Raw genomic sequence first — 21,991 nt, 5'->3', positions numbered from 1 at the left:
GAGCTGGGCGAACTCCTCGTCGCTCAGCTCGATTACTGGTTGTCGGCCGCGACCACTGACGGTCAGAGCTGGGCGAACTCCTCGTCGCTCAGCTCGATTACTGATTGTCGGCCGCGACCACTGACGGTCAGAGCTGGGCGAACTCCTCGTCGCTGAGCTCGATGGCGGCGGCCGCCAGGTTCTCTTCGAGGTGGGCTGTCGAGGAGGTGCCCGGGATGGGCAGCATCACCGGGGAGCGACGCAGCAGCCAGGCCAGGGCGAGCTGGTTGAGCGACACCCCATGACGGGCGGCGGTGGCGGCGAACGCGCCGTCGGGGTCGGCCATCCCCGTGCCGGCCAGCGGATACCAGGGCAGGAAGGCGATCTTCTCCTGTTCCGCGTAGTCGACCACGTCGCCCGCCGTGCGGTTGGTGAGGTTGTAGAGGTTCTGCACCGAGGCGATCGGGGTCACGGCCTGGGCGGCCCGGATCTGGTCGACGGTGACCTCGGACAGCCCGATGTGCCGCACCTTGCCCTCGCGACGCAGCTCGGCCAGGGTGCCGACCGACTCCTCGATCGGCACCTGCGGGTCGACGCGGTGCAGCTGGAGCAGGTCGATGCGCTCCAGCCCGAGGGTGCGCAGGCTCAGTTCGGTCTGCTGGCGCAGATATTCGGGGCGGCCCACCGGGGCCCACTCGCCGGGCCGGGGACGGGTGACGCCGACCTTGGTGGCGATCACCACGTTCTCGGGGTAGGGGTGCAGGGCGCGGCGGATGAGGTCGTCGGTGACGAGCGGCCCGTACGCGTCGGCGGTGTCGATCAGCGTGACGCCCAGCTCGACCGCGCGGCGCAGCACCGCGATCGCGTTGTCCTGGTCGGCCGGCCAGCCGAAGTAGCCGGGACCGGTGAGCTGCATGACGCCGTAGCCGAGACGGCCGACGGTGAGGTCGCCGCCGATGGAGAAGGTGTTTGACATGCGTCCCACCCTGCGGCCGGGACCGGCGGCCGCCCAGACCCGGTGTTTGGTACCCCTGGCAGGGTCAGGAAACCGGCCCGGCCGCGACGCATACTTGGCCCATGACGACGCCGAAGATCGCCGGCACGCTCGGCGAGTTCCTGCAGTGGCACCGCGCCCGGGTCACCCCCGAGAAGGCCGGTCTGAGCCTCTACGGGGACCGGCGTCGCGTCGACGGCCTGCGTCGCGAGGAGCTGGCGATGCTGGCCGGGGTCAGTTCGTCGTACTACACCCGTCTCGAACAGGGGCAGTCCCGCAACGCCTCCCCGCAGGTGCTCGACGCCCTGGCCGCGGCCCTGCGGCTCGACGAGACCAGCCGTCTGCACCTGCACGCGCTCGGCGCCGACGGCACCGGCCCCCGGCGCATCCGGCGGCCCGCGGTCGAGAAGCCCGAACCGGGCCTGCTCGAGCTGCTGAACGCGCTGGGCACGGTGCCCGCGATCATCGTCGGCGCCCGCAAGGACGTGCTGGCCTGGAACCCGCTCGGCCACGCGCTGTTCGCCGGTCACCTGCCCGCCGAGGCGCCGGCCACCCCGGCCACCCGCCCCAACATCGCCAAGCTGGTCTTCCTCGACCCCGAGGTGCGGGCGCTGTTCGCCGACTGGGAGACGAAGGCCCGCGCCGACGTCGGCTGCCTGCGCCTGTTCGCGGGCCGATATCCGGACGACCCCGCCCTGGCCGAGCTGGTCGGTTCCCTGGCCGTGGCCAGCTCGGAGTTCGCCGCGATGTGGGCCGACCACCGCGTGACGGCCTGCGCGTCGTCGAGTCACGAGATGCGCCACCCGCTGGTCGGCCGGATCACGGTCACCGAGCAGGCCCTGAGCACCTCCGACACGATCGGCCAGCGCCTGGTCACGTACACGGCTCCGGCCGGTTCCCCGTCGGCCGAGGCCCTCGCCCTGCTGGCCCAGCTGGTGGGCGAGACTAAGGCGCCTGCAACCCCGGCCGTCCGTCGGGGATGACGAACGACCGGATCGTACGGATCGGGACATCGCGCCGCGTGACGGCGTCGAGGCCACGGAAGTCGGCGCGGATCCGGTCGCGGCCGATGGTCGTACGGACGTAACCCCGCCGGTCGGAATAGAACTTCAGATGCGGGTTCGTGGCACCGTTGGGGATCGCGGTCGTCGCCGTGCCGTCGGCCCGTGACGTGATCGACGTGCAGACCAGTTCGGTGCCGATCGTGCGCGACCGCGGGTTGTCGTAGTCGGCCTTCAGGTCGTTGGCCCACGCCGAATGGATGTCGCCGGTCAGCACCACCGGGTTGCGCACCTTCCGGTCGGCCCAGCCCTTCTGCAGCCGTTCCCGCGAGGCGGTATAGCCGTCCCAGTAGTCCATGGCGCCCGCGCCGCGTTTGTCCTGCCGCTGGGCGAAGAACACCTGCTGGCCGATCACGTCCCAGGTGCCCTCGTGCTTCGCCAGCCCGTCGAGCAGCCACTTCTCCTGCGCCGAGCCGGTGATGCTGCGCCCGGGCCGGTCGGCGCCGGGGCAGGCCTTCCAGACGCCGCCGCACACCTGCGGGTCGCGGAACTGCCGGGTGTCGAGCATGTGGAACGTGGCCAGCCGCCCCCACCGGATCCGCCGGTAGATCGGCAGGCTGGTGCCGGTCGGCGCCGCGCTCGGCCGCAGCGGCAGGTGCTCGTAGTAGGCGCGGTAGGCGGCGGCGTGCCGGGCGGTCCACTGGGCCGGGCTCAGCGGGGGAACGTTGTCGAGCCGGTGCGTGCCGGCGTAGTCGTTCTCGACGTCGTGGTCGTCCGGCACGACCAGCCAGGGCGCGACGGCGTGGGCGGCCTGCAGCTCGGCCTCCAGCTTGTACTGCCCGTAACGGCGCCGGTAGTCGGCCAGCGTCAGGACCTCGGGTCCCAGATGCTGCCGCGGCCGGTCGGGGCTGGGCGCGCCCTCATAGATGTAGTCGCCCAGGTGCAGGATGAGTCCCGGGTTCTCCTCGGCCATCCGCCGATAGGCCGTGAAGAAGCCGTGCTCGAAGTTCGCGCACGAGGCGAACAGCATGCTCAGGTCGGGCCCGAAGGACGTGAAGGCGGGCGCGGTGCGGGTGCGGCCGACCGGGGAGGTGTGACCCTGCGTGCGGAACCGGTAGAAGTATTCGGCGCCGGGGGCCAGCCCACCCGCGACGACGTGCACCGAGTGCGCGTCGGCCTGACGAGCGACCACATTCCCGTACGCGATGGGCCTGGCGAACGATTCTGACGTGCTGACCTGCCAGTCGACGGTGACATCGGCGCGTGACATGCCGCCCTGGCCGTCCTCGTCGAGCGGCTTCGGGGCGAGCCGGGTCCACAGCACCACGCTGTCGGGGGCCGGCTCACCCGAGGCGACACCGAGCGTGAACGGGTAGGCGGGGGCGGGCCTGGGCGCGACGACGGCGCCGAGACTGCCCAGGACGAACGTGCGGCGGCTCAGCCTCATGCCCCGAATGTGCTACGGCTCGCCCTCGACCGGGACCGGGATGCGGGCCTCTACCTCGAACGAGGCACGGTCGGCGCGGTAGACGTCGCGCGCGAACTCGATGCAGCGCCCCGCATCGTCGTACGTGTAGCGGGTCAGCAGGATGCCGGCCGAGGCGCTGCGCACCCGCAGGCGCGCGCAGGACGCGTCGTCGATGACGATCGACTGGATGGTCGCGTTCGCGCTGACCGGCACGATCCGGTATCGCAGGCGCAGCAGCTCCCAGAGCGACCCGGTCAGCGGCTGGTCGAGCAGCCCGGGCGTGAGGGCGACCGGGAAGTACGTGGTCTCCAGGGCGATCGGCTCGTCGTCGGCGAACCGCAGCCGGTGCAGCGCGTGCACCTTCTCGCCCTCGGCCAGGTCGAACGCGGCCTTGGCCGAGGTGGTGGGATCGCGGAGTTCGGCCCAGAGCAGCTGCGCGGCCGGGCGGCGACCGGCCCGGATGATCTCGTCGGAGAAGCTGCCGATGTGGAACGGCACCCGCGGCTCGGCCACGAACGTGCCCCGCGGGGGCTTGCGATAGACGTATCCCTCGCTCTCGAGCAGGGACAACGCGTGCCGGGCGGTCATGCGACTGACCCCGTACGTCTCGCTCAGCTCGCGCTCGGACGGCATCAGCGTGTGCGGCGCCAGCTTCTCACCCGTGATGCGGTCACGCAGCTCACCGGCGATCGCCACGTATCTCGGGGATGTTGCGCCACGGGAAATTTCAGTCGCCACCGTTGACAGGCTACCTCGTACGGACGATACCGTGTGGCCTCGACCACATGGTCTATACCATGCAGATAAGAGGGGAGGCGCGCATGACCGGGAGTTCTGACCGCGACGAGCTGGCGAAGTTCGGCTATCAGCCGTCGTTCGAGCGGCGGACCAGCAAGTTCGCGTCGTTCGCGGTGGCGTTCGCGTTCGTGTCGATCGCGACCGGCATCTTCACCACCTACGGCTCCGTGCTCAACTCGTCCGGCCCGCTGGGCATCTGGACGTGGCCCATCGCGGTGGTCGGTCAGCTGGCCGTGGCCTTCGTGATCGGCTCCCTGGCGTCGCGCATCCCGGTCACCGGGTACGCCTACCAGTGGACCTCCCGCCTGGCCAACCCGGTGCTGGGCTGGATCATCGGGTGGATCTCGTTCATGTTCCTGGCCGTCGTGGTGGTCGCCGTCGACTACACGGTCGCCTCCACCGTCCTGCCGGTGCTGCTCAGCTACGAGGCCACCACCGGCATCACCTGGGCCATCACCGCCGTCATCCTGATCGGCCAGGCGCTGTTGATCGGCATCTCGCAGCGCTGGACCGAGAAGGTCAACAACACCGCCGTCACCGCCGAGCTGGTCGGCATGGTGCTGCTGACCGTGCTGCTGCTGGTCGTGGCCGCGTTCCGCAGCCAGATGGACTTCGGCAACCTGTGGAGCCGGGGCGCGATCCCGGCCGAGGGCTACTGGAGCTTCGGCGACTGGACCAGCGCCGGCCCCTGGATGCTGGGCTTCCTGCTCGGCGCGTTCACCATCGTCGGCTTCGAGTCGGCGGCCAACCTGGCCGAGGAGACCAACGACCCCGAACGTGTCGTGCCGCGCGCCATGTGGCAGGCGGTCCTCGCCTCGGGCGTGCTCGGCTTCCTCTTCCTCATCGCGGTCACCCTGGCCGCCGGCGATCCGATCGCCCTGGCCGAGTCGGGCACCCCGATCGCCGACGTCATCGAGAACACCCTGGGCTCGGTCGTCAGCACCCTGCTGCTCCTGCTGGTGGTGCTGGCCATCTTCGCCTGCGGCCTGGTCATCATGCTGACCGGCACCCGCCTGACCTGGGCCATGTCCCGCGACGAGCGGTTCCCCGGCTGGAAGCAGCTCAAGCAGGTCTCGCCCCGCTACGGCACCCCGCTCAAGGCGACCATCATGTACGTGGTCCTGGCCGAGGTCATCCTGGGCCTGTTCTCCCTGTTCAGCGAGGACGCGCTGTTCACCCTGTTCGGCGCCGCGACCCTGCTGCCGGCCGTCATCTACGCGGCCACGGTCGCGCTCTATCTCGCCAAGCGCAGATCGCTGCCCGCGAACGGCAAGTTCGAGCTCGGCAAGTGGGAGGCCCCGACCCTGGTCGTGGCCGTGATCTGGCTCGTCTTCGAGCTGGCCCTGTTCCGCGACACCAGCTTCCGGGACGCCTGGCTCTACGTGCTGGCCCTGCTCGTGATCGGCGCGGTCTATCTGGTCGGGTTGCTCGCCACCCGCGGCCGTTCCGCCCTGGACATGCCCGACATGCACTCGATCGACGCCGAGCTCGACCACAAGTCTCCGACCCCCACCGACTCTTCGGCCCCCACCAACCAGAAGGCGCAGGCCTAGGAATGCACATCCTCGCTATCGACCAGGGCACGTCCGGGACCAAGGCCGTCGTCACCGACGAGACCGGCCGTGTGCTGGCGACGGCCGAGGAACCGCTGCACCCGGAATACCTCGACGGCGGCGGGGTCGAGCAGGACCCCCGGGAACTGCTCGGCTCGGTGCTCACCGCCGGTCGCCGGGCCGCCGCCGAGGCTGGGGTGCCGCTGGCCGGGGTCGCCCTGGCCAACCAGGGCGAGACCGTGCTGGCTTGGGACCGCCGGACCGGGGAACCGCTCGGGCCGGCGATCGTCTGGCAGGACCGCCGGGCGGAATCCGTCACCGCGGCCCGGTCCGGGTCGTCCGCCCGCGTTGCCGAGCTGACCGGGCTCGTCCTCGACCCGTACTTCTCGGCCCCGAAGATGCGCTGGCTGCGCGACCACCGCACCACCGGGGGCGTCGTCACCACGACCGACACCTGGCTCGTCCACCAGCTCTGCGGCGCGTTCGTCACCGACGCGTCCACCGCGAGCCGGTCCCTGCTGCTCGACCTCGACGCGGTCAGCTGGAACGCCGAACTGCTCGACCTGTTCGGGCTGGGCGGGGAGGAACTGCCCGAGATCGTCGCCAGCGACGCGGTCGTCGGGACGACCACCGCGTTCAGCGGGGAACTGCCGGTCACCGGGCTGATCGTCGACCAGCAGGCCGCCCTGCTCGCCGAGAACTGCCTCGATGCCGGGACGGCCAAATGCACGTACGGGACCGGGGCTTTTCTCCTCGCCCAGCTCGGGGATGTCGCCGCCCGCTCGAAGACCGGGCTGGCCACCTCGGTCGCGTGGCGGCTGCGCGGCGAGACCCGCTACTGCGTGGACGGTCAGGTCTACACAGCGGCCTCGGCCGTGCGCTGGCTGTGCGACCTCGGCCTGATCACCGGCGCCGACCAGCTCGACACCGTGGCCGCCGCCGACCCGGGCGGGGTGCTGTGCGTGCCCGCGCTGGCCGGCCTGGCCGCACCCTGGTGGGACGCGTCGGCCGCGGCCAGCCTGACCGGGATGACGCTGAGCACCGGCCGCGGCCACCTCGTGCGGGCCGTCCTCGACGGGATCGCGGCCCAGGTCGCGGCCCTGATCACGGTGACCGGGGACGACCTCGGCACCCCGCTGACCCGGCTGCGGGCCGACGGCGGCCTTACCCGTTCCCGGGTGCTGATGCAGGCCCAGGCCGACCTCGCGCAGCTGCCGGTCGACGTCTACCCCTCCCCGCACGCGACCGCGCTCGGCGCCGCCGCGTGCGCCCGTCTGGCCCTCGACCCCACCGTGTCGATCGCCGACGTCGTGGGTGGCTGGTCACCCGCCGCCACCTACGAGCCGGTCTGGTCGGCTGACCGGGCCGCCGAACACCTCGGACGGTGGCACACCGCCGCCCGGGCCACCCTCACCAAGGAGTCCGTGTGAACCCGCCCCCCACCTACGACGTCGCCGTGATCGGCGGCGGCATCGTCGGTGCTGCCATCGCCCGCCTGCTCGGCGGCACCTCGCTGTCCACCGTCCTCATCGAGGGCCGCGACGACGTGGGCGACGGCACCAGCAAGGCCAACACCGCCATCCTGCACACCGGATTCGACGCCACCCCGGGGACCCTCGAATCCGAGCTGGTCGCCCGGGGCTACCGGTTGCTCGGCGACTACGCGGCCGCGACCGGCATTCCGGTCGAGCGCACCGGAGCGCTGCTCGTGGCCTGGGACGACGAACAGCTGGCGGCGCTGCCGGGGTTGCGGGCCAAGGCCGAGAAGAACGGTTACCGCGAGTGCGAGCTGGTCGGGGCGGACGAGGTCTACCGCCGGGTGCCGGATCTGGGGGAGGGGGCCCTGGGCGGGCTCACCGTGCCCGGCGAGTCGATCATCTGCACGTGGACCACCAACCTCGCGCTGGCCACCGACGCGGTCACCCGCGGGGTCACGCTGCTGCGGGGGCACAGGCTTTCCGCCGTACGGGAAACCGGGTCTTTGACTCTGTTGTCTTTTGAGAACGGCGCCGAGGTCGGTGCGCGGTGGGTGGTGAATGCGGCCGGGCTTGGGGCCGACACCATCGACAAGCTTTACGGGTACGACCGGTTCACCGTCACGCCCCGGCGCGGCGAGCTGCTGGTGTTCGACAAGCTGGCCCGGCCCATGGTGCCGCTGATCGTGCTGCCGGTGCCGTCCAAGGTGGGCAAAGGGGTGCTGGTCAGCCCCACCATCTATGGCAACGTGATGCTCGGGCCCACCGCCGAGGACCTGCGTGACCGGACGGCCACCGGCACCTCGGCCGAGGGATTCGCCTTCCTGCGGTCCAAGGGTGAGGCGTTGATGCCGGCCCTGCTCCAGGAGGAGGTGACCGCGTCCTACGCCGGGTTGCGGGCCGCCATCGACCGCAACGACTACCTGATCGATCTCGACGTGCACCGCCGCTATCTGCTCGTGGGCGGGATCCGTTCGACCGGGCTGACCGCCGGGATGGCGATCGCCGAACACGTCGCCGAGCTGCTGAAAGAGGTGCTGGACCTGTCGGCCCGGCCCGACCTGCCTCCGCCGCCGCGCATGCCCAACCTGGGGGAGGCGTTCACCCGGCCCTATCAGGACGCGGCCGCCATCGAGGCCGACCCCGCGTACGGGCAGATCGTGTGCTTCTGCGAGCGGGTCACCCGGGGCGAGATCCGGGACGCGCTCGCCTCGCCGATCCCGCCGGTCGACGTCGACGGGCTGCGCCGCCGCACCCGGGCCATGAACGGCCGCTGCCAGGGCTTCTATTGCGGCGCCGAGGTGTGCGCCCTGCTCGAGAACGGTGTCGCCTGATGAATGAGCACGTCCAGGTTCTGGTCATCGGCGGCGGTCCGGCCGGGCTGTCCGCGGCGGCCGCGCTGGCGCCCCACGCCGAGGTGCTCGTGCTCGACCGGGAACGCGCGATGGGTGGCATCCCGAGGCACAGCGACCACCCCGGATACGGGATGCGCGACCTGCACCGGTTCCTGTCCGGGCCCGCGTACGCCCGTCGCCTCACCGGCCTCGCGGCGACCGCCGGTGCCCGGCTGGAGACCGAGGCGATGGTCACCGGATGGGCCGGCGACCGGGCCGCCGAAGTGACGTCGCCGCGCGGCCGCCGCACGATCACGGCCGACGCGGTGGTGCTGGCCACCGGTGCTCGCGAACGCCCCCGTCCCGCGCGGCTGATCCCCGGCGACCGTCCCGACGGCGTCTATACGACCGGCCAGCTGCAGAACCTGGTGCACCTGCACCACAAGCCGGTCGGCAAGCGCGCGGTCGTGATCGGGTCGGAGCTGGTGAGCTGGTCGGCGGTGCTGACACTGCGGGAGGCGGGCTGCCGGACGGTGCTGATGACCAGCTCGTACGACCGGCCGGAGGCGTACGCGGCGTTCCACGGGCCGGGTCGGGTGGCGTTGCGGGTGCCGGTGCGTACGGGAACCCGGGTCGTCGCGATCCACGGCAAGGGACGGGTCACCGGGGTCGACATCGAGGACATGGCCACGGGCCGCCGTCGCCGCGTCGCCTGCGACACCGTGATCACAACCGGGGACTGGATTCCCGACCATGAGCTGGCGCGGTTGGCCGGCCTGACCATCGACCCCGGAACCCTGGGCCCCCGGGTCGATGCCGCGCTCCGGACCAGCCACCCGGGTGTGTTCGCGGCCGGGAACCTGCTGCACCCGGTCGACACGGCCGACGTGGCCGCCCTCGACGGCCGGCACGTGACCCGGGCCGTGCTGGACCATCTCGCCGGGTCGACTGACGCCCGGTTGCCGGGCGTGACAGTGGTGGCCGATGCGCCACTGAGCTGGGTCGCGCCGCAGGTGGTCGCGCCGGGTGGCGCCGGCCCTTCACGGGGCCGCTTCCTGGCGTGGAGCTCGGCCTATCAGCGGTTGCCCACCGTCATCGCGGTGCAGGACGGTCGCATGGTCGGCTCGGTGCGGGTCGCGTGGCCGGCCGCACCCGGGCGGGTGTTCCGCATCCCCTTCACCGTGGTGCGAGGCGCCGACCCGGCGGGCGGCCCGGTGCACCTGCGTCTGGCCGGTGCCGAGAAGTCATCGCCCGGCCTCCGATAGCCCGGCCAGGTTCCGGCGGGCAGTCGCGGTCTCCGGGTGCTCGGGACCGAGCACCCGCAACATGTCGGGGAGAAGCTGTTCATAAGCGGCGACGGCACCGGTCACGTCGCCGCCGCGTCCTGTCCAGTAGGCCAGGGTGCTGCGGGTCGCAAGGGTGTGGGGGTGGTCCGGGCCAAGGATCCGGAGCTGGTCGGGCAGCAGCTGCCGGAACCTCGCCACGGCCGCCGTCGCATCACCGATCACGCCCCGCGATCGCGCGACCTCGTGCCGGACCGCGAGCGTCTCCGGATGGTCGGGGCCGAGGACCCGCAGGAAGTCGGGCAGCAGCGCGTCGAACGTGGCTGCCGACCGCGCCGGCTCGCCCACACGGCCCTGCCAGTAGGCCAGGTTGCTGCGGGTCGCAAGCGTGTGGGGATGGTCGGGGCCGAGTACGCGGAGCTGGTCGGGAAGCAGTTGCTCGAACCCCCGGGCGGCGGCGTACGGATCGCCGGTCGCACCTCGCCATCGGGCCAGCTCGTGCCGAGCGGCCAGAGTCTCCGGGTAGTCGGGACCGAGGACCCGTTCGAGATCGGGGAGCAGCTGGTCGAAGGCGCTGACCGCCTTGCCGAACTGACCGGCTTTGCCGTGCCAGTAGGCCAGGTTGCTGCGGGTCGCAAGTGTCTGCGGATGGTCGGGGCCGAGCACCCGCAGCTGGTCGGGCAGTAGCCGTTCGAACTCGGCGGTGGCTCCGGCCGGGTCGCCCATCGCCCCGCGCCAGCGGGCGATCTCGTGCCGGGCCGTCAGCGTCTCGGGGTGGTCGGTGCCGAGTATCCGCAGGAGGTCCGGCATGAGCTCGGTGAACAGTTCCGCGGCCAGTGCGGGGTCGCCGGCCTGCCCGCGCCATCTAGCCAGGTTGCTCCGCGTTCCCAGGGTATGCGGGTGGTCGGGGCCGAGCACCCGCAGCCGGTCGGCGAGCAGTTCGTGGAACGCCGCCGCGGCCGAACCGGGGTCGCCGGCTTCCCCACGCCAGTAGGCGAAGTTGCCGCGTGTCGCGAGCGTGTGCGGATGGTCGGGCCCCAGCACGCGTAACTGGTCGGCCAGCAGCTGGGCGAACCCGGCCGCCGCACCGCTCGGATCGCCCGCGGTGCCCCGCCAGCGGGCGATCTCGTGGCGGGCGGCAAGGGTCTCCGGGTGGTCGGCGCCCAGCACGCGTACCAGGTCGGGGAGGAGAGTTTCGAACGCCGCAACGGCCCCGCGGTAGGCGCCGGCCTTGCCCTGCCAGTAGGCAAGATTGCTGCGGGTGGTGAGAGTGTCGGGGTGGTCCGGGCCTTGGATGCGGCTACGGTCGCCGAGCAGCCGCTGGAAAGCCGCGGCAGCTCCGTTGGGGTTGCCGGCGGCACCCTGCCATCGAGCGACGTTGTGCTTCGCGGCGAGAGTCTCCGGATGGTCGGCGCCGAGCACCCGGAGGAAGTCGGGCACAAGGTGTTCGAATGCGGCGGCGGCGCCTCCGGGGTCGCCGGCGTGCCCGCTCCAGCGGGCCAGATTGCTGCGGGCGGAAAGGGTGGCGGGGTCGTCGGGTCCGAGAATCCGGAGGCGGTCACGGAGCAGTTGCTCGAAGGCCAGAGCGGCGCCCCGCGGATCTCCGGCCTTGCCTTGCCAGAAGGCCAGATGGTGCCGCACGGCCAGGGTGTCAGGATGATCAGCGCCCAGCTGTGCCGTCGACGCGGTGACGAGTTGGGCGAAGTGCCGCCGGGCGGTGATGACGAGTCCCAGCTCACCGAGGCTGGCTCCGGCCCGGAACAGCACGCGGTGAGCCTGGCTCCGCCCGTCGGGTGCCCGCCACAGAGCTGGACCGGCGACGGTGTTCAGGACAGCGGTGTTCGCCCGCAGCAGCTGGCCCAGACGCGCCTTGTCCGGGGAGCTCTCGATGGCGGGCCACAACTCGACCAGAGCGTCGGCCGCGGTGATCGCGGCGGTCTGCCGGTGCTGTTCGGGGGTGCTCTCCCGGATGGTCCTCTGCACGAGGGCATGCACCCGCAGCAGCCCGTCGTCAGCGTCGGCGAGGCCGAGACGGTGGAGGGTCCGGACGGCATCGTGCACGTCGTCGGTGTCGGTGCTCCGGTGCCGGTGCGGCCGGTAGAGCGCGAATGCCGCGCGGGTGGTGAACAGACCGGCCGGAATGCCGTTCGGGTCGAGCACGGCGGCTATCTGCAACAGCCGGTCGGCCAGGCCGTCCGTATCGGCGTTCGCGAGTTCGACCGACACCGTCCACGTGGCCGTGACCGGACGCCGCTGTCCGTCCGGCCGCACCCGGGGGCTCATCTCCAGGAGCCGGCGCCGGGCCAGGCGGGTGCGATAGTCCGCGCAGGTGAGATCCTGATCGCGGATGTACGTCGCCGCCTGGGCCAGCGCGAGCGGCAGATAGCCGAGATCGGCCGCCAACTGCCCGGCTTCCTCGACCCGGTGCGGAGAGGCGCCGAGCTGCCGGTTCAGATAGGAGACGGCCTCCTCGGCGGCGAACACGCCCACGTCCACGAGAGACCGGCCGGACAGCAGGGCGGCGTCGCGGCGGCGGGTGGTCACGACCGTACGGCCGTACGGGGTGTCGGGTGGCCACAGCTCGGACAGGTCCATGGGATCGGTGACGTCATCCAGGACGATCAGCCATGGTCGATCGGTGCCGGCCAACCATGCCAGCAGACGACCTGCGGCCAATCCGAGGTCGGGGTCTTCCACGCCGGTGATGTCGGCGCCGGTGCGGGCGAACGTGGTCAGGATTCCGGCGCGGGTGCCCGCTGTCACCCACATGAGCAGGTCGATCCGCCGGGCCAGCCACATCTGCTCGGCCAGGTGGGCCGCGAGCTGTGTCTTCCCGACGCCACCCAGCCCCGCCAGCACCTGACACACCACGGCCGTGCCGCCGGCGTCGACCGCCTCGGCCAGCTCGTCGTCGACCGGGCGCGGCTGGCGGCCGGCCGCCAGCCTGGGCACCACGCCGACGCGGTAGGGCCAGCGGACGGGACTGCGGCCGCCGATCGTGACCGGAGCGTAGAAAGTCCCGACCGCGCCGGACACTTCCTGGACGGTCAGGGCGGGCGTGGGTGAACGACCGCCGGCAGTCGTCGCCTCTACTCGGCTGCCGGTGCTGTCGGGGGGAGTTGGGTGCGCTGATCAAAGGTTATGGGCCCGCTGAACTCGCCGACGGCGCCGTGATTGGTGTCGACGTTGATGGTCGTCCGGGATGCCCGGGAGGCTCGGGCCGCCGTGAGCAGCTCCTGCGCCGTGGTGAGCACCTGGCTGTCGGCGGCAGCACCGGACTCGTTGAGGTCGTCGCCGATGCGGGCCCGCCAGACGCCGGGTTCGGTCTCTTCGGCGTCGAGTTCGCGGCGGGCCGCATCGCGCCCGGTGAACCGGCGTCGCAGAAGGGCCTTGAGCAGATCGTAGGCATCCTTCACGGCGTCGGACGCCGTACCCGAGACACCGGCGGCGGCGCCGGCCGCGAGTGCGGTCACGATCGTGGTGATCTCGTCCACCGGCGGGCTACCTCCAGCGACCAGGTTGCCCGGATCCCACGGGCCTCCGCTCCACATTAGGGCCACATCGGTGACGCCGGAGCTGCGGACCGTGCCGAGTTCGGATTCACCCGAGAGGGTGGGTCAGCGGGACAGCGGGGTCTCGGTCCCGATGCGGGAGAGCTTGTCCGGGTTGCGGACGTAGTACAGGGCAACGATCCGGCCGCCCTCGACGCGGGCGGTCATGACGCCGTCGAGGGCGCCGTCCAGGTACGTCGTCATGGCGAAGCCGCCGTTGATCGTGGCCGGCTCCATTGTCATGCGGTCGGCGACACGGGAGAAGCCGCCCTGCATGAGCCGGGCTACCTTGTCCGCGCCGGCGATCGGGCGCTGGACGGCCTGTTTCACGCCGCCGCCGTCGGCTATCAGCACCACGTCGGGGGCCAGCACGTCGAGCATGCCCTGGAGGTCGCCGGTTTCGAGCGCGCGCCGGAACGACTCCAGGGCGGCGCGCGTCTCGGCGACGGTGACGGCCTCGCGCGGCCGCCGGGCGTCGACGTGTTTGCGGGCGCGGTGCGCGATCTGCCGTACGGCGGCCGGGGTCTTGCCGACCGCAGCGGCGATCTCGTCGTAGCCGAACGCGAACGCCTCCCGCAGCACGAACACCGCACGTTCGGTCGGCGACAGCGTCTCCAGCACCAGCATGAGGGCGATCGACACGCTCTCGGCGAGCTCCGCGTCCTCGGCCACGTCGGGCGCGGTGAGCAACGGCTCGGGGAGCCACGAACCGACGTACGACTCCTTGCGCCGCCGCATCGTGCGCAGCCGGTTCAGCGCCTGGCGGGTGGTCACCCGGACCAGGAACGCGCGGGGATCCCGTACGGACGGGAACTCGATTTTGATCCACTGCAGCCACGTCTCCTGGAGCACGTCCTCGGCGTCGGCGGCCGAGCCCAGCATCTCGTAGGCCACCGTGAAGAGCAGGTTCCGGTGCGCGACGAAGGCTTCGGTGTGCTGCTCGCTCATGCCGGCAGCCGTCCCCAGGCGACGAACGCGGCGATCGTCAGATAGATCACGTTGAGCAGGACGAACCGGTCGAGGCCACCGCGTCGGTAGTGGGTGATCATGGCGCCGATCATCAGCAGCACCCAGCAGCCGGCCGTCACCGCGACCATCCCGGGCGCGATGCCGGTGAGCGCGGGCAGGATCAGGCCGGCCGCGGCCAGGAGTTCGAGCACACCCAGAGTCTTCACGAAACCGGGGCTCACGTCCGCGGTCCATTCCCCGCCGTGCTGCGCGGCCAGGCGTTCCCGGCGTACGAACGTCTTCGTCACACCGCCGGTCAGCGCCACCGCCGCCAGCAGTCCCGCGGCGATCCACAGCGCGACATTCATCGAGATCCTCCTCCGTTTGTACGGGGTACGACCTCAAGTCACCGCGCGGGCCGGAATTGTGACGGGGGCGGTCAGGAGGGCATCAGGGCGTCCACGATGGCCCGCAGGGGACCGGTCAGATCGTCGGCGGTGGCCTCGCTCAGGGGTTCGACGCCGACCGCGGAGCGCAGCACGGCCACGCCGACGCCGAGGGCGACCAGCAGCTCGGCGCGCAGCAGGGCGTCCGGGGCCGGGCCGAGGGCGTCGACGATGCGCTGGGCGGCGCCCTCCAGGGCCTCGCGCCGCCGGGCCGTCACCGATTCGTCGCCGGAGGCCCGCAGCAGCATGAGGACGGGATGTTCGCCGAACTCGGGCCACGTGTCGGCCGACAGTTGCCGGCTCAGGGCCTCGGCGAACGCGGCCCGGTCGGACGGGACGTCGGTGAGCAGGCGCGGCGAGGCGGCCAGCGCGGCCTTGAACAGGCCCTCCTTCGAGCCGAAGTAGCGCTTGATCAGGGCCAGGTTGACGCCCGCGTCGGCGGCCACGTCGCGCAGGGTGGTGCCCTCGTAGCCGGCCCGGGTGAACCTGTCCCGGGCGGCTTCGAGCAGGGCCTGGCGGGTGGCGGCGGCGTTCCGGGGGCGCATGCGGGCAGTCTAAGTCATCAGCTGTTGACACGCCCCGGGGCATAAGTAATCATGTGATGACTCTTGATGCTGCAGGTGCGGCCGGCTCGGGCTTCGTGGCACGTGCGGCCGGCTCGGGCTTCGCGGCGCGCGTGGTTGGCTTCAGGGAGGTGGGCGATGACGAGGGCCCTGCTGGTGATGGATGTGCAGGAAGCGGTGGTGGCCCGCTATCCGGACCCGGAGTATCTGCCGCGGCTGGCCGAGGCGATCGCGGCGGCGCGGGCCGGGGGCGTTCCGGTGGTCTACGTGACGGTCGGCTTCCGCGACGGGGCGCCCGAGGTCAGCGGAGACAACCGGATGTTCGGGCGGCTGCGTGGCATGCCGGCCCGCCCGAACCCGATCCACCCCGACGTGGCACCGCTCGACGGGGATGTCGTGGTCGTCAAGCGGCGGGTCAGCGCGTTCACCGGGAGCGATCTCGAGGTGGTGTTGCGGGCTCAGGGCGTACGGGAGCTGGTGTTGACCGGAATCGCGACCAGCGGCGTCGTCCTGTCGACCCTGCGCGAGGCCGCCGACCGCGATTTTGTCGTGACCGTCCTGGCCGACGGCTGCCTGGACAACGACCCCGAGGTGCACCGGGTGCTCACCGAGAAGGTCTTCCCGGCCCAGGCCACCGTCACGACCGTCGCCGCCTGGGCCGCCTCGCTCACTTCCGCCGAGGGCAGTCCGCTTACTTGAGGAACCCCGTCACGACGCCGATGACCAGCATCGCCAGCGCCACCAGGGCGTACACGATCAGGAGCCTCCGGCCCTGTTCCTTGTCCTTGATGCGGTCCCGCCCGTGATCCCAGTTGTCCATTCCGGCCCCCGTCTCTCAGATCGAAGCCAGTGGATTGTAGGGCGGGCCGCGTCGGGGCCGTCGAGGGGCCAAGGCTGCGGACGGCTCAGACCCCACTCCGGCGGAGGCCCGGTTCCAACACGCGCCGGTCGACGCGGATGTGCCCGGCCCTGTGCATGGTGGCGCCGGGCGAGCCGGACCTCCGCAGCAGCTATAAGAACGGCCTCAGGGCGTGACGACCCGGCCGCCGAGTGAGACGACCAGCTTGCCGTCGCTCGCGAACGACCAAGTGAGCGAACCGCTCATGGTCGAGCAGCGCGAACCGTTCGTTCCGCTCCAGAACTGGTTCGAACTGTCGCTGTTGCCGACAATCTTGTCGTTCGAACCGCTCGCGAAACGACACGACGTGTTGCTGCGGAACACCGACGTGCCGCCGTCGAACGAGAAGTTGCGCTCGGTGTTGTCGATGCTCACGTTGTTCGAAACGCTCATCGTGCCCAGGTTCCGGTTGTACGTGAACCCGTGCTTGCCGTTCTTGTACGCGATGTTGCGCCGGATCGTGTGGTTGACGCCGATGTCCTCGCCGCCCAGCTTGTAGCCGTTGCGGTCGCCCGCGCCGGCCTGGCCGCCGTTCGACAGGGTCCCGTTGTTGTAGGCGAGCGAGTCCTCGATGGTGACCGGTCCGATCGGGCCGGTGTCCGTCTTGGTGTAGAGGTCCCACCCGTCGTCGATGTTGTTGTGAGACACCGCGTACCGGAATGTGTTGCCGCTGCCGACCGTCAGCTTGGCCGCGAACCCGTCCGCGTCCTCACCGTCCGAGTCGGCGTTGTCGTGCGATTCCGCGCTCAGCACGAGGTTGTTCGCCGGCCACTGGCTGTTCGGCGTGTCCGAGGCGATGCGCGAGATCTGCAACCCGCTGTCCCGGTTGAAACGCGTGACCGTACGCTCGAAGATGTTGTTGCTGCCGCCCACGAAGATGCCGTTGTCGCCGGCGCGTTCGACCACGATCCCGTACACGTGCCAATAGTTGCCGTTCACCGCGAGCCCACGGTTGGCCGGGTCTTCGGCCTGGGCCGCGAAATTCAGGATCGGCACTTCCCCCGCGTACGCGGTGAGCTTCTTCCGCGCGCTCGACGTGCCGTTGTTTCCGGCCGCGATCGTGACCGTCTGCGCGAACGAATAGGTGCCGCCGCGCAGATAGATGGTCCCGCCGGCCGCGACCCGCGTGATCGCACTGGCCAGGGTGGTCGGGTTGGACAGCGAGCCGTCGGCCGAGGCGCTGCCGTTGGGCGCCACGTAGAGGGCGCCGCTGGTGGGCGGAGGAGTGGTCGTGGGTGGCGTCGTGGGTGGTGTGGTCGGCGGCGTCGTGGGTGGCGTGGTCGGGGGAGTCGTCGGGGTGGTGGTGCCCCCGTCGTCCACGACCACGTCGTCGAAGCGCCCGGCGGCCGACTCGGTGAGCAGGCCGATCCGTCCGGCCGCGATCGACGTGTCGGTGGCCGAGCCCACGCTGGTCCCGTTCACCGTGCCGCTGATCGTGCTGCCGCTGACGGTGAGCCGCAGCGTGTACCAGGTGCTGGTCGAGATGGTCTGGCTGAGGCCGCCCAGCACGGCGATCGCGCTGCCGTTCATGGCCTCCAGCTGGACCCGGTTGGCCCCGGTCAGCGACAGCCGGTACATCTTGGTGGCCCCCGCGGCCCGGGCCGTCAACGCGACCACGCCGGCGGTGGAACCGAACGCGGTCGCCTTGACCCGGGCCTGCACGGAATAGTTGGTCCAGCCGGTGTCGCCGGCGAACTGGCGGGCCCGTTCACTGCCGGTGTCCGACTGTTGCAAGGCCTGCGACCCGTCGGAGACGACCGACCAGGTGCCGCCCGACTTGGACCAGCCGCTCGACCCGGACTCGAAATCGGCGGAGAACACGGTGGCCGCCTCGGCGGTGGCGACCGAGACGATCAGCCCGGCCGTGACCAGGCCGGCGACACCGCCGGCGAGCAGCCCACGGCGGGCGTGCGGGGAGGGTGACATGGACAATTCTCCTTGACGCAAATGGACGACCGGCGCCGCGCGAGGAGAATGACCTCTGCAAATATTGACGGCGAATTTGCAGTCGTCCGGGACGGTGATACCGAACTGCAGAATTGCACCGTGAATATACGGCGGTCAATAAATTCCATTTGCAGGTTTGTTGCAGCGCCGCCCGCGAGCAGACCGGTGTCCGCTTGCGCGTTTCGACGCGCGAGCAGGCCGGTGTCCGTTCGTGCATGCCGGTGCTTCGGCGAGCGAGCAGGCTGGTGTTCGTTGCGTGCAAGGTGGCGCTTCAGTGCGCGAGGGCCCGGGCGGGTTGGTGTTCGTTGCGTGCAAACCGGCGCTTCGGCGCGCGAGAGCCGGGCGGGCTGGTGTTCGTTGCGTGCAAAGCCGCGCTTCGGTGCGCGAGAGTGGGGCGTGCCGGTGTTCGTTGCGCTCAGAGCGGCGCTCGGCACGCGCGCGAACGGGGGCGGTGTTCGTTGCGCGCAAACCGACGCTGGCTTCGGTGGACGTGCGGGCCTAGTCTCGGCCCGTGCAGGTAGCGGTCCTGGGCCCCACCCGCGTCACGCGCGCGGGTGAACTGGTCACGCTCGGAGCACCCAAACATCGCGCACTTCTGGCCGCCCTCGCGCTGCACGGTCAGCGGGAAGCGCGCGCCGAAACGCTCATCGGCCTGCTCTGGGGTGACAACGCCCCGCCCGCCGCCGCGGCCGCGCTGCAGACCTACGTCGCTCACCTGCGCCGCGCCCTGGAACCCGGGCGCCCGGCCCGCGCCCCGGCCACCGTCCTGCTCACCACCGGTCAGGGCTACCGCTTGACCATCCCGGGCGACGCCGAGCAGTTCACCCGCCTGATCGAACAGTCACATCGCTCACTCGGCACCGCCGAACCGCCCGACGAACGCGCGACGACCGAACTGCGGCAGATGCGCGAAATGCTCGACCGTGCGCTCGCGTTGTGGGCCGGAACCCCGTACGCGGACCTGCCCGACAGCGACCCGGTCACCGCCGAGCGGGCCCGCCTGAGCGAACTGCGCGTCGTCGCCGTCGAGGACCGCGCACTCGTCCGTCTGGCGCTCGGCGAACATTCCGCCGTCGCCGCCGAACTGGCCGCGCTCGCCGCCGAACATCCGCTGCGTGAGTCGATCTGCGCGCTACGCGTCCGGGCCCACACCCGCGCCGGTCATCAGGGCCGCGCGCTCGAGTTGCTGCGCGAGATGCGCCGCCGTCTCGACGACGAGCTGGGCATCGAACCCGGCCCGGCCCTGCAGGCCCTGGAGACGGCCGTCCTGAGGCAACAGGCTTTCCCCGTACGCCCGAAGCCCGCCCCCACCCGCGAAACGCCCCTGATCGGTCGCGAGGCCGAACTGTCCGAACTGGACCAGATCCTCGCGCACGCCGCCACCGGCGCCCTGTCCGCCGCCCTGCTCACCGGCGAACCCGGCATCGGCAAGACCCGTCTGGCCCGGGCCGTCACCGACCACGCCACCACCCGCGGATTCGCCGTCGGGGTCGGCCGATGCTCCCAGGACGAGGGCGCCCCGCCGCTCTGGCCGTGGGCCGCGATCCTCCGCGACCTCGACGAGCCGGGCCTGTCCGCGCAACTGCTCACCGGCACCTGGGACAACCAGTTCGCGCTCTGGCACAAGGTGACCGAGACCCTGATCGAGGCCGCCACCCGGCGCCCGTTGCTGATCGTCCTCGACGACCTGCACTGGGCCGACCCGTCGAGCCTCAAACTGCTCCGCCACCTGATCGCCGGCGCCGCGGGCCGCATGGCCGTCCTCGGCACCCGCCGCTCCCGCCCCGAACCGGCCGGCGCCCTGGCCGACGTGCTCGAAGCCCTGGCCCGCCACGGCACCACCCGCATCGACCTCGCGGGCCTGGCCGAGCCCGAGGTCCGCGCCCTCGTCCGGGCCGTCGCCGGCCGGGAGACGCGCGACGGCGAGGCCGCGGCCCTGCGCGACCGCACCGGCGGCAACGCCTTCCTGCTCACCGAACTGGCCCGGCTGGACACCGCCGGAGCCGTGCCGGCCGCGGTCACCGACGTCGTCGCCGCCCGCTCGGCCCAGCTGCCCGACCCCACCCGCGAGCTGCTGCGTCTCGCCTCGGTGATCGGCCGCGACTTCGACCTGGCCCTGCTGGCCGCGGTCACCGGCGAGCATCCCGAAGACGTCCTCGACCAGCTCGACCCCGCCCTCGCCGAGGGGTTGGTGGCCGAGACCGCCCCCGAGGAGTTCCGCTTCTCCCACGCCCTGGTCCGCGACGCCGTGCACGACGGCATTCCGCTCACCCGGCGGGCCCGCCGGCACGCGGCGGTGGCGGCGAAAGTCACCGACCCGGCCCGGGCCGCCCGGCACTGGCTCGAAGCGGGACCCCGGCACGCCCGCGACGCCTGGCTGGCCTGCGCGGCGGCGGCCCGCCGGGCCACGGCCGTGCACGCCTGGGAGGAGGCGGCCGGGCTGCTCGCGGCCGCGATCGCCGTCCAGGCCGACGATCCCGCGGTGACCGGCCCGGAGCGGTACGCCGTCCTGATGGACCGGGCCACCGCCTGCGGGCAGGGCGGCGACCTCGATGGCCTCGACGCCGCTCAGGTGGCCGCGGTGGCCGTGGCCGCCGGACTGGGCGACGTCAACGCCGAGGCCCGGGCCGCGATCGCCGCCGTCGGGGCCGCGGTCTGGCTGCCCCGGCCGCATCTCACCGTGCACCCGACCATGCCGGCCGCGCTGCGCGGGGTGCTGCGCCGCCTGCCCGCGGCCGACACCGAGCTGCGCTGCCAGGTGATGCTCGCGCTCGCCGTCGAGCTGTATTTCGCCGACGCCCCCGAGGAGCGCCGGGCCCTCGTCGAGCAGGGCCTCGCACTGGCCCGGCGCCTCGGCGACCCGGCGTTGCTCGACTGGGCGTGCACGGTGGCGTGGCAGGCGATCTGGCGACCGTCCACTGCGGAGCAACGATGGGCGCTCGCGCAGGAGGCCCTGGACGCGGCCACCCGCAGCGGCGACCGGATGCGCGAGGTGACCGTTCGCACGCTGGTCGCGATCAGCGCGCAGGAGACCGGGCGCATCGACGAGATGGACGAGGCGATCACCCGCGCCCGGGCCGATGCCGAGCGCTACCGGCTCGCCGCCCCGCTGGTCGCGCTCGGGTGGCTGGAGATGCCGTGGCTGGCTCTGCGCGGACGGTTCGCCGAGGCCGAGAAGCTGTTCGCCGAGACCGACGACCTGATGTCGCGCACCTCGATGCCCCAGGCCCGGGAGAGCGCGGCCGGTTCGGCCCTGCTGCTGCGGATGCTCCGCGGCGAGGGCGGAGCCGAGATGGCCGGGCAGTTGCAGGCCCTGGCCCCGCACAGTCGCCTGCCCCTGGACTCGAGCATCGTGATGCTGTTGCTGCGGGCGGGGCAGGTGGACGAGGCCCGGGCCTGGCGAGCCGACCACGGGCTCGGGCTCGACCACCCGGAGGACTGGTACACGCTGGTCAACCTGTGCCAGGCGGCGGAGGCGACGGCCGGGTTGGGTGATCCGGCGCTGGCGGCCGAGGTCTATCAGAGGCTTTCCCCGTACGCCGGGAGACCGTGCTCGGCGGGCGGCGCGGTCGGGCAGCCGCCCGTCGACGCGTACCTGGCCATGGCGGCCGCCGCGGCGGGGGAACGTGAGGTGGCGGCCCGGCATGCGCGCGACGCCCTCGAGTTGTGTGAGCGGTGGCGCATCCCGCTGGTGGCCGAGTGGATCCGGCGTACGGGAATGCAGTCTTCTTCTGCTTGAGGAGCCGCTGCGGT

The 21,991-nt window shown here is 71.8% G+C and carries 17 protein-coding genes; 7 read left to right on the top strand and 10 right to left on the bottom strand.

Features of this window, described 5'->3' with window-relative positions; genetic code table 11:
• Positions 1-127 precede the first annotated feature (127 nt).
• Positions 128-955: an aldo/keto reductase gene (locus JIG36_RS00990; protein ID WP_203374049.1), complete on the bottom strand. Its 828-nt coding sequence runs from the start codon at positions 953-955 to the stop codon at positions 128-130.
• 101 nt (positions 956-1,056) lie between these two features.
• On the opposite strand from JIG36_RS00990, the gene JIG36_RS00985 reads away from it, so the two are divergent.
• Complete coding sequence (locus JIG36_RS00985; protein ID WP_203374048.1) at positions 1,057-1,956, top strand: helix-turn-helix domain-containing protein; 900 nt, start codon at positions 1,057-1,059, stop codon at positions 1,954-1,956.
• Here the strand turns inward: JIG36_RS00985 and JIG36_RS00980 are convergent.
• Positions 1,919-3,421, bottom strand: coding sequence for an alkaline phosphatase D family protein (locus tag JIG36_RS00980; protein ID WP_203374047.1), 1,503 nt, complete (start codon positions 3,419-3,421; stop codon positions 1,919-1,921). The two genes, JIG36_RS00985 and JIG36_RS00980, sit on opposite strands and share 38 nt — an antisense overlap.
• A 12-nt stretch (positions 3,422-3,433) precedes the next feature.
• Complete coding sequence (locus JIG36_RS00975; RefSeq protein ID WP_203374046.1) at positions 3,434-4,180, bottom strand: GntR family transcriptional regulator; 747 nt, start codon at positions 4,178-4,180, stop codon at positions 3,434-3,436.
• Between the two features lie 83 nt (positions 4,181-4,263).
• Here JIG36_RS00975 and JIG36_RS00970 point away from each other — a divergent pair, with 83 nt between their 5' ends.
• From JIG36_RS00970 to JIG36_RS00955, 4 genes are read left to right on the top strand one after another with little or no spacing between them, the layout of a single operon-like run.
• Positions 4,264-5,793, top strand: coding sequence for an amino acid permease (locus JIG36_RS00970; RefSeq protein ID WP_203374045.1), 1,530 nt, complete (start codon positions 4,264-4,266; stop codon positions 5,791-5,793).
• 2 nt (positions 5,794-5,795) lie between these two features.
• The gene (locus tag JIG36_RS00965; RefSeq protein ID WP_203374044.1) at positions 5,796-7,223 is read left to right on the top strand and encodes an FGGY family carbohydrate kinase; all 1,428 of its coding nucleotides are present in this window, start codon (positions 5,796-5,798) and stop codon (positions 7,221-7,223) included.
• Positions 7,220-8,602: an NAD(P)/FAD-dependent oxidoreductase gene (locus JIG36_RS00960; protein ID WP_203374043.1), complete on the top strand. Its 1,383-nt coding sequence runs from the start codon at positions 7,220-7,222 to the stop codon at positions 8,600-8,602. Before JIG36_RS00965 ends, JIG36_RS00960 begins: the two co-directional genes overlap by 4 nt.
• Positions 8,602-9,867 carry an NAD(P)/FAD-dependent oxidoreductase gene (locus JIG36_RS00955; RefSeq protein ID WP_203374042.1) on the top strand — a complete coding sequence of 422 codons (1,266 nt, stop codon included), beginning with the start codon at positions 8,602-8,604 and terminating at the stop codon, positions 9,865-9,867. Before JIG36_RS00960 ends, JIG36_RS00955 begins: the two co-directional genes overlap by 1 nt.
• Here the strand turns inward: JIG36_RS00955 and JIG36_RS00950 are convergent.
• From JIG36_RS00950 to JIG36_RS00930, 5 genes are all read right to left on the bottom strand, one after another.
• Positions 9,847-12,921, bottom strand: a complete 3,075-nt coding sequence (locus tag JIG36_RS00950; protein WP_203374041.1) for a tetratricopeptide repeat protein — start codon at positions 12,919-12,921, stop codon at positions 9,847-9,849. The genes JIG36_RS00955 and JIG36_RS00950 overlap by 21 nt on opposite strands.
• Positions 12,922-12,974: 53 nt before the next feature.
• Complete coding sequence (locus JIG36_RS00945; RefSeq protein WP_203374040.1) at positions 12,975-13,379, bottom strand: Het-E N-terminal domain-containing protein; 405 nt, start codon at positions 13,377-13,379, stop codon at positions 12,975-12,977.
• Between the two features lie 123 nt (positions 13,380-13,502).
• Positions 13,503-14,384 (bottom strand): RNA polymerase sigma-70 factor, encoded by an 882-nt coding sequence (locus JIG36_RS00940; RefSeq protein WP_203374039.1) that lies wholly within the window; start codon positions 14,382-14,384, stop codon positions 13,503-13,505.
• Positions 14,381-14,752, bottom strand: coding sequence for a DoxX family protein (locus JIG36_RS00935; RefSeq protein ID WP_203374038.1), 372 nt, complete (start codon positions 14,750-14,752; stop codon positions 14,381-14,383). The genes JIG36_RS00940 and JIG36_RS00935 overlap by 4 nt, the downstream gene beginning before the upstream one ends.
• Positions 14,753-14,823: 71 nt before the next feature.
• Entirely contained in the window at positions 14,824-15,375 is a 552-nt protein-coding gene (locus JIG36_RS00930; RefSeq protein WP_203374037.1) for a TetR/AcrR family transcriptional regulator, read from the bottom strand.
• 156 nt (positions 15,376-15,531) lie between these two features.
• Here JIG36_RS00930 and JIG36_RS00925 point away from each other — a divergent pair, with 156 nt between their 5' ends.
• Positions 15,532-16,092 (top strand): cysteine hydrolase family protein, encoded by a 561-nt coding sequence (locus JIG36_RS00925; protein ID WP_203374036.1) that lies wholly within the window; start codon positions 15,532-15,534, stop codon positions 16,090-16,092.
• Here the strand turns inward: JIG36_RS00925 and JIG36_RS53070 are convergent.
• Both JIG36_RS53070 and JIG36_RS00920 read right to left on the bottom strand, forming a co-directional pair.
• A complete protein-coding gene (locus JIG36_RS53070) occupies positions 16,085-16,213 on the bottom strand; it encodes a hypothetical protein (protein ID WP_268919483.1) in 129 nt (42 codons plus the stop codon). The genes JIG36_RS00925 and JIG36_RS53070 overlap by 8 nt on opposite strands.
• 204 nt (positions 16,214-16,417) lie before the next feature.
• Complete coding sequence (locus JIG36_RS00920) at positions 16,418-18,217, bottom strand: right-handed parallel beta-helix repeat-containing protein (RefSeq protein ID WP_203374035.1); 1,800 nt, start codon at positions 18,215-18,217, stop codon at positions 16,418-16,420.
• Between the two features lie 532 nt (positions 18,218-18,749).
• Here JIG36_RS00920 and JIG36_RS00915 point away from each other — a divergent pair.
• On the top strand, positions 18,750-21,977 hold the full coding sequence (locus JIG36_RS00915; protein WP_203374034.1) for an ATP-binding protein: 3,228 nt from the start codon (positions 18,750-18,752) through the stop codon (positions 21,975-21,977).
• Positions 21,978-21,991 lie beyond the last annotated feature (14 nt).

Source organism: Paractinoplanes ovalisporus, assembly GCF_016834655.1.
GTDB classification, from domain to species: Bacteria; Actinomycetota; Actinomycetes; order Mycobacteriales; family Micromonosporaceae; genus Actinoplanes; species Actinoplanes ovalisporus.
The sequence above is the reverse complement of the archived record's forward strand: the minus strand, read 5'-3'. Positions and strand labels throughout refer to the sequence as shown.

What these genes read in the sequence shown, in the direction of transcription:
- JIG36_RS00940 (WP_203374039.1), bottom strand. Translation starts at nt 14,384, where the DNA reads ATGAGCGAGCAGCACACCGAAGCCTTCGTCGCGCACCGGAACCTGCTC.
- JIG36_RS00935 (WP_203374038.1), bottom strand. Translation starts at nt 14,752, where the DNA reads ATGAATGTCGCGCTGTGGATCGCCGCGGGACTGCTGGCGGCGGTGGCG.
- JIG36_RS00920 (WP_203374035.1), bottom strand. Translation starts at nt 18,217, where the DNA reads ATGTCACCCTCCCCGCACGCCCGCCGTGGGCTGCTCGCCGGCGGTGTC.
- JIG36_RS00985 (WP_203374048.1), top strand. Translation starts at nt 1,057, where the DNA reads ATGACGACGCCGAAGATCGCCGGCACGCTCGGCGAGTTCCTGCAGTGG.
- JIG36_RS53070 (WP_268919483.1), bottom strand. Translation starts at nt 16,213, where the DNA reads ATGGACAACTGGGATCACGGGCGGGACCGCATCAAGGACAAGGAACAG.
- JIG36_RS00930 (WP_203374037.1), bottom strand. Translation starts at nt 15,375, where the DNA reads ATGCGCCCCCGGAACGCCGCCGCCACCCGCCAGGCCCTGCTCGAAGCC.
- JIG36_RS00980 (WP_203374047.1), bottom strand. Translation starts at nt 3,421, where the DNA reads ATGAGGCTGAGCCGCCGCACGTTCGTCCTGGGCAGTCTCGGCGCCGTC.
- JIG36_RS00965 (WP_203374044.1), top strand. Translation starts at nt 5,796, where the DNA reads ATGCACATCCTCGCTATCGACCAGGGCACGTCCGGGACCAAGGCCGTC.
- JIG36_RS00925 (WP_203374036.1), top strand. Translation starts at nt 15,532, where the DNA reads ATGACGAGGGCCCTGCTGGTGATGGATGTGCAGGAAGCGGTGGTGGCC.
- JIG36_RS00955 (WP_203374042.1), top strand. Translation starts at nt 8,602, where the DNA reads ATGAATGAGCACGTCCAGGTTCTGGTCATCGGCGGCGGTCCGGCCGGG.
- JIG36_RS00970 (WP_203374045.1), top strand. Translation starts at nt 4,264, where the DNA reads ATGACCGGGAGTTCTGACCGCGACGAGCTGGCGAAGTTCGGCTATCAG.
- JIG36_RS00990 (WP_203374049.1), bottom strand. Translation starts at nt 955, where the DNA reads ATGTCAAACACCTTCTCCATCGGCGGCGACCTCACCGTCGGCCGTCTC.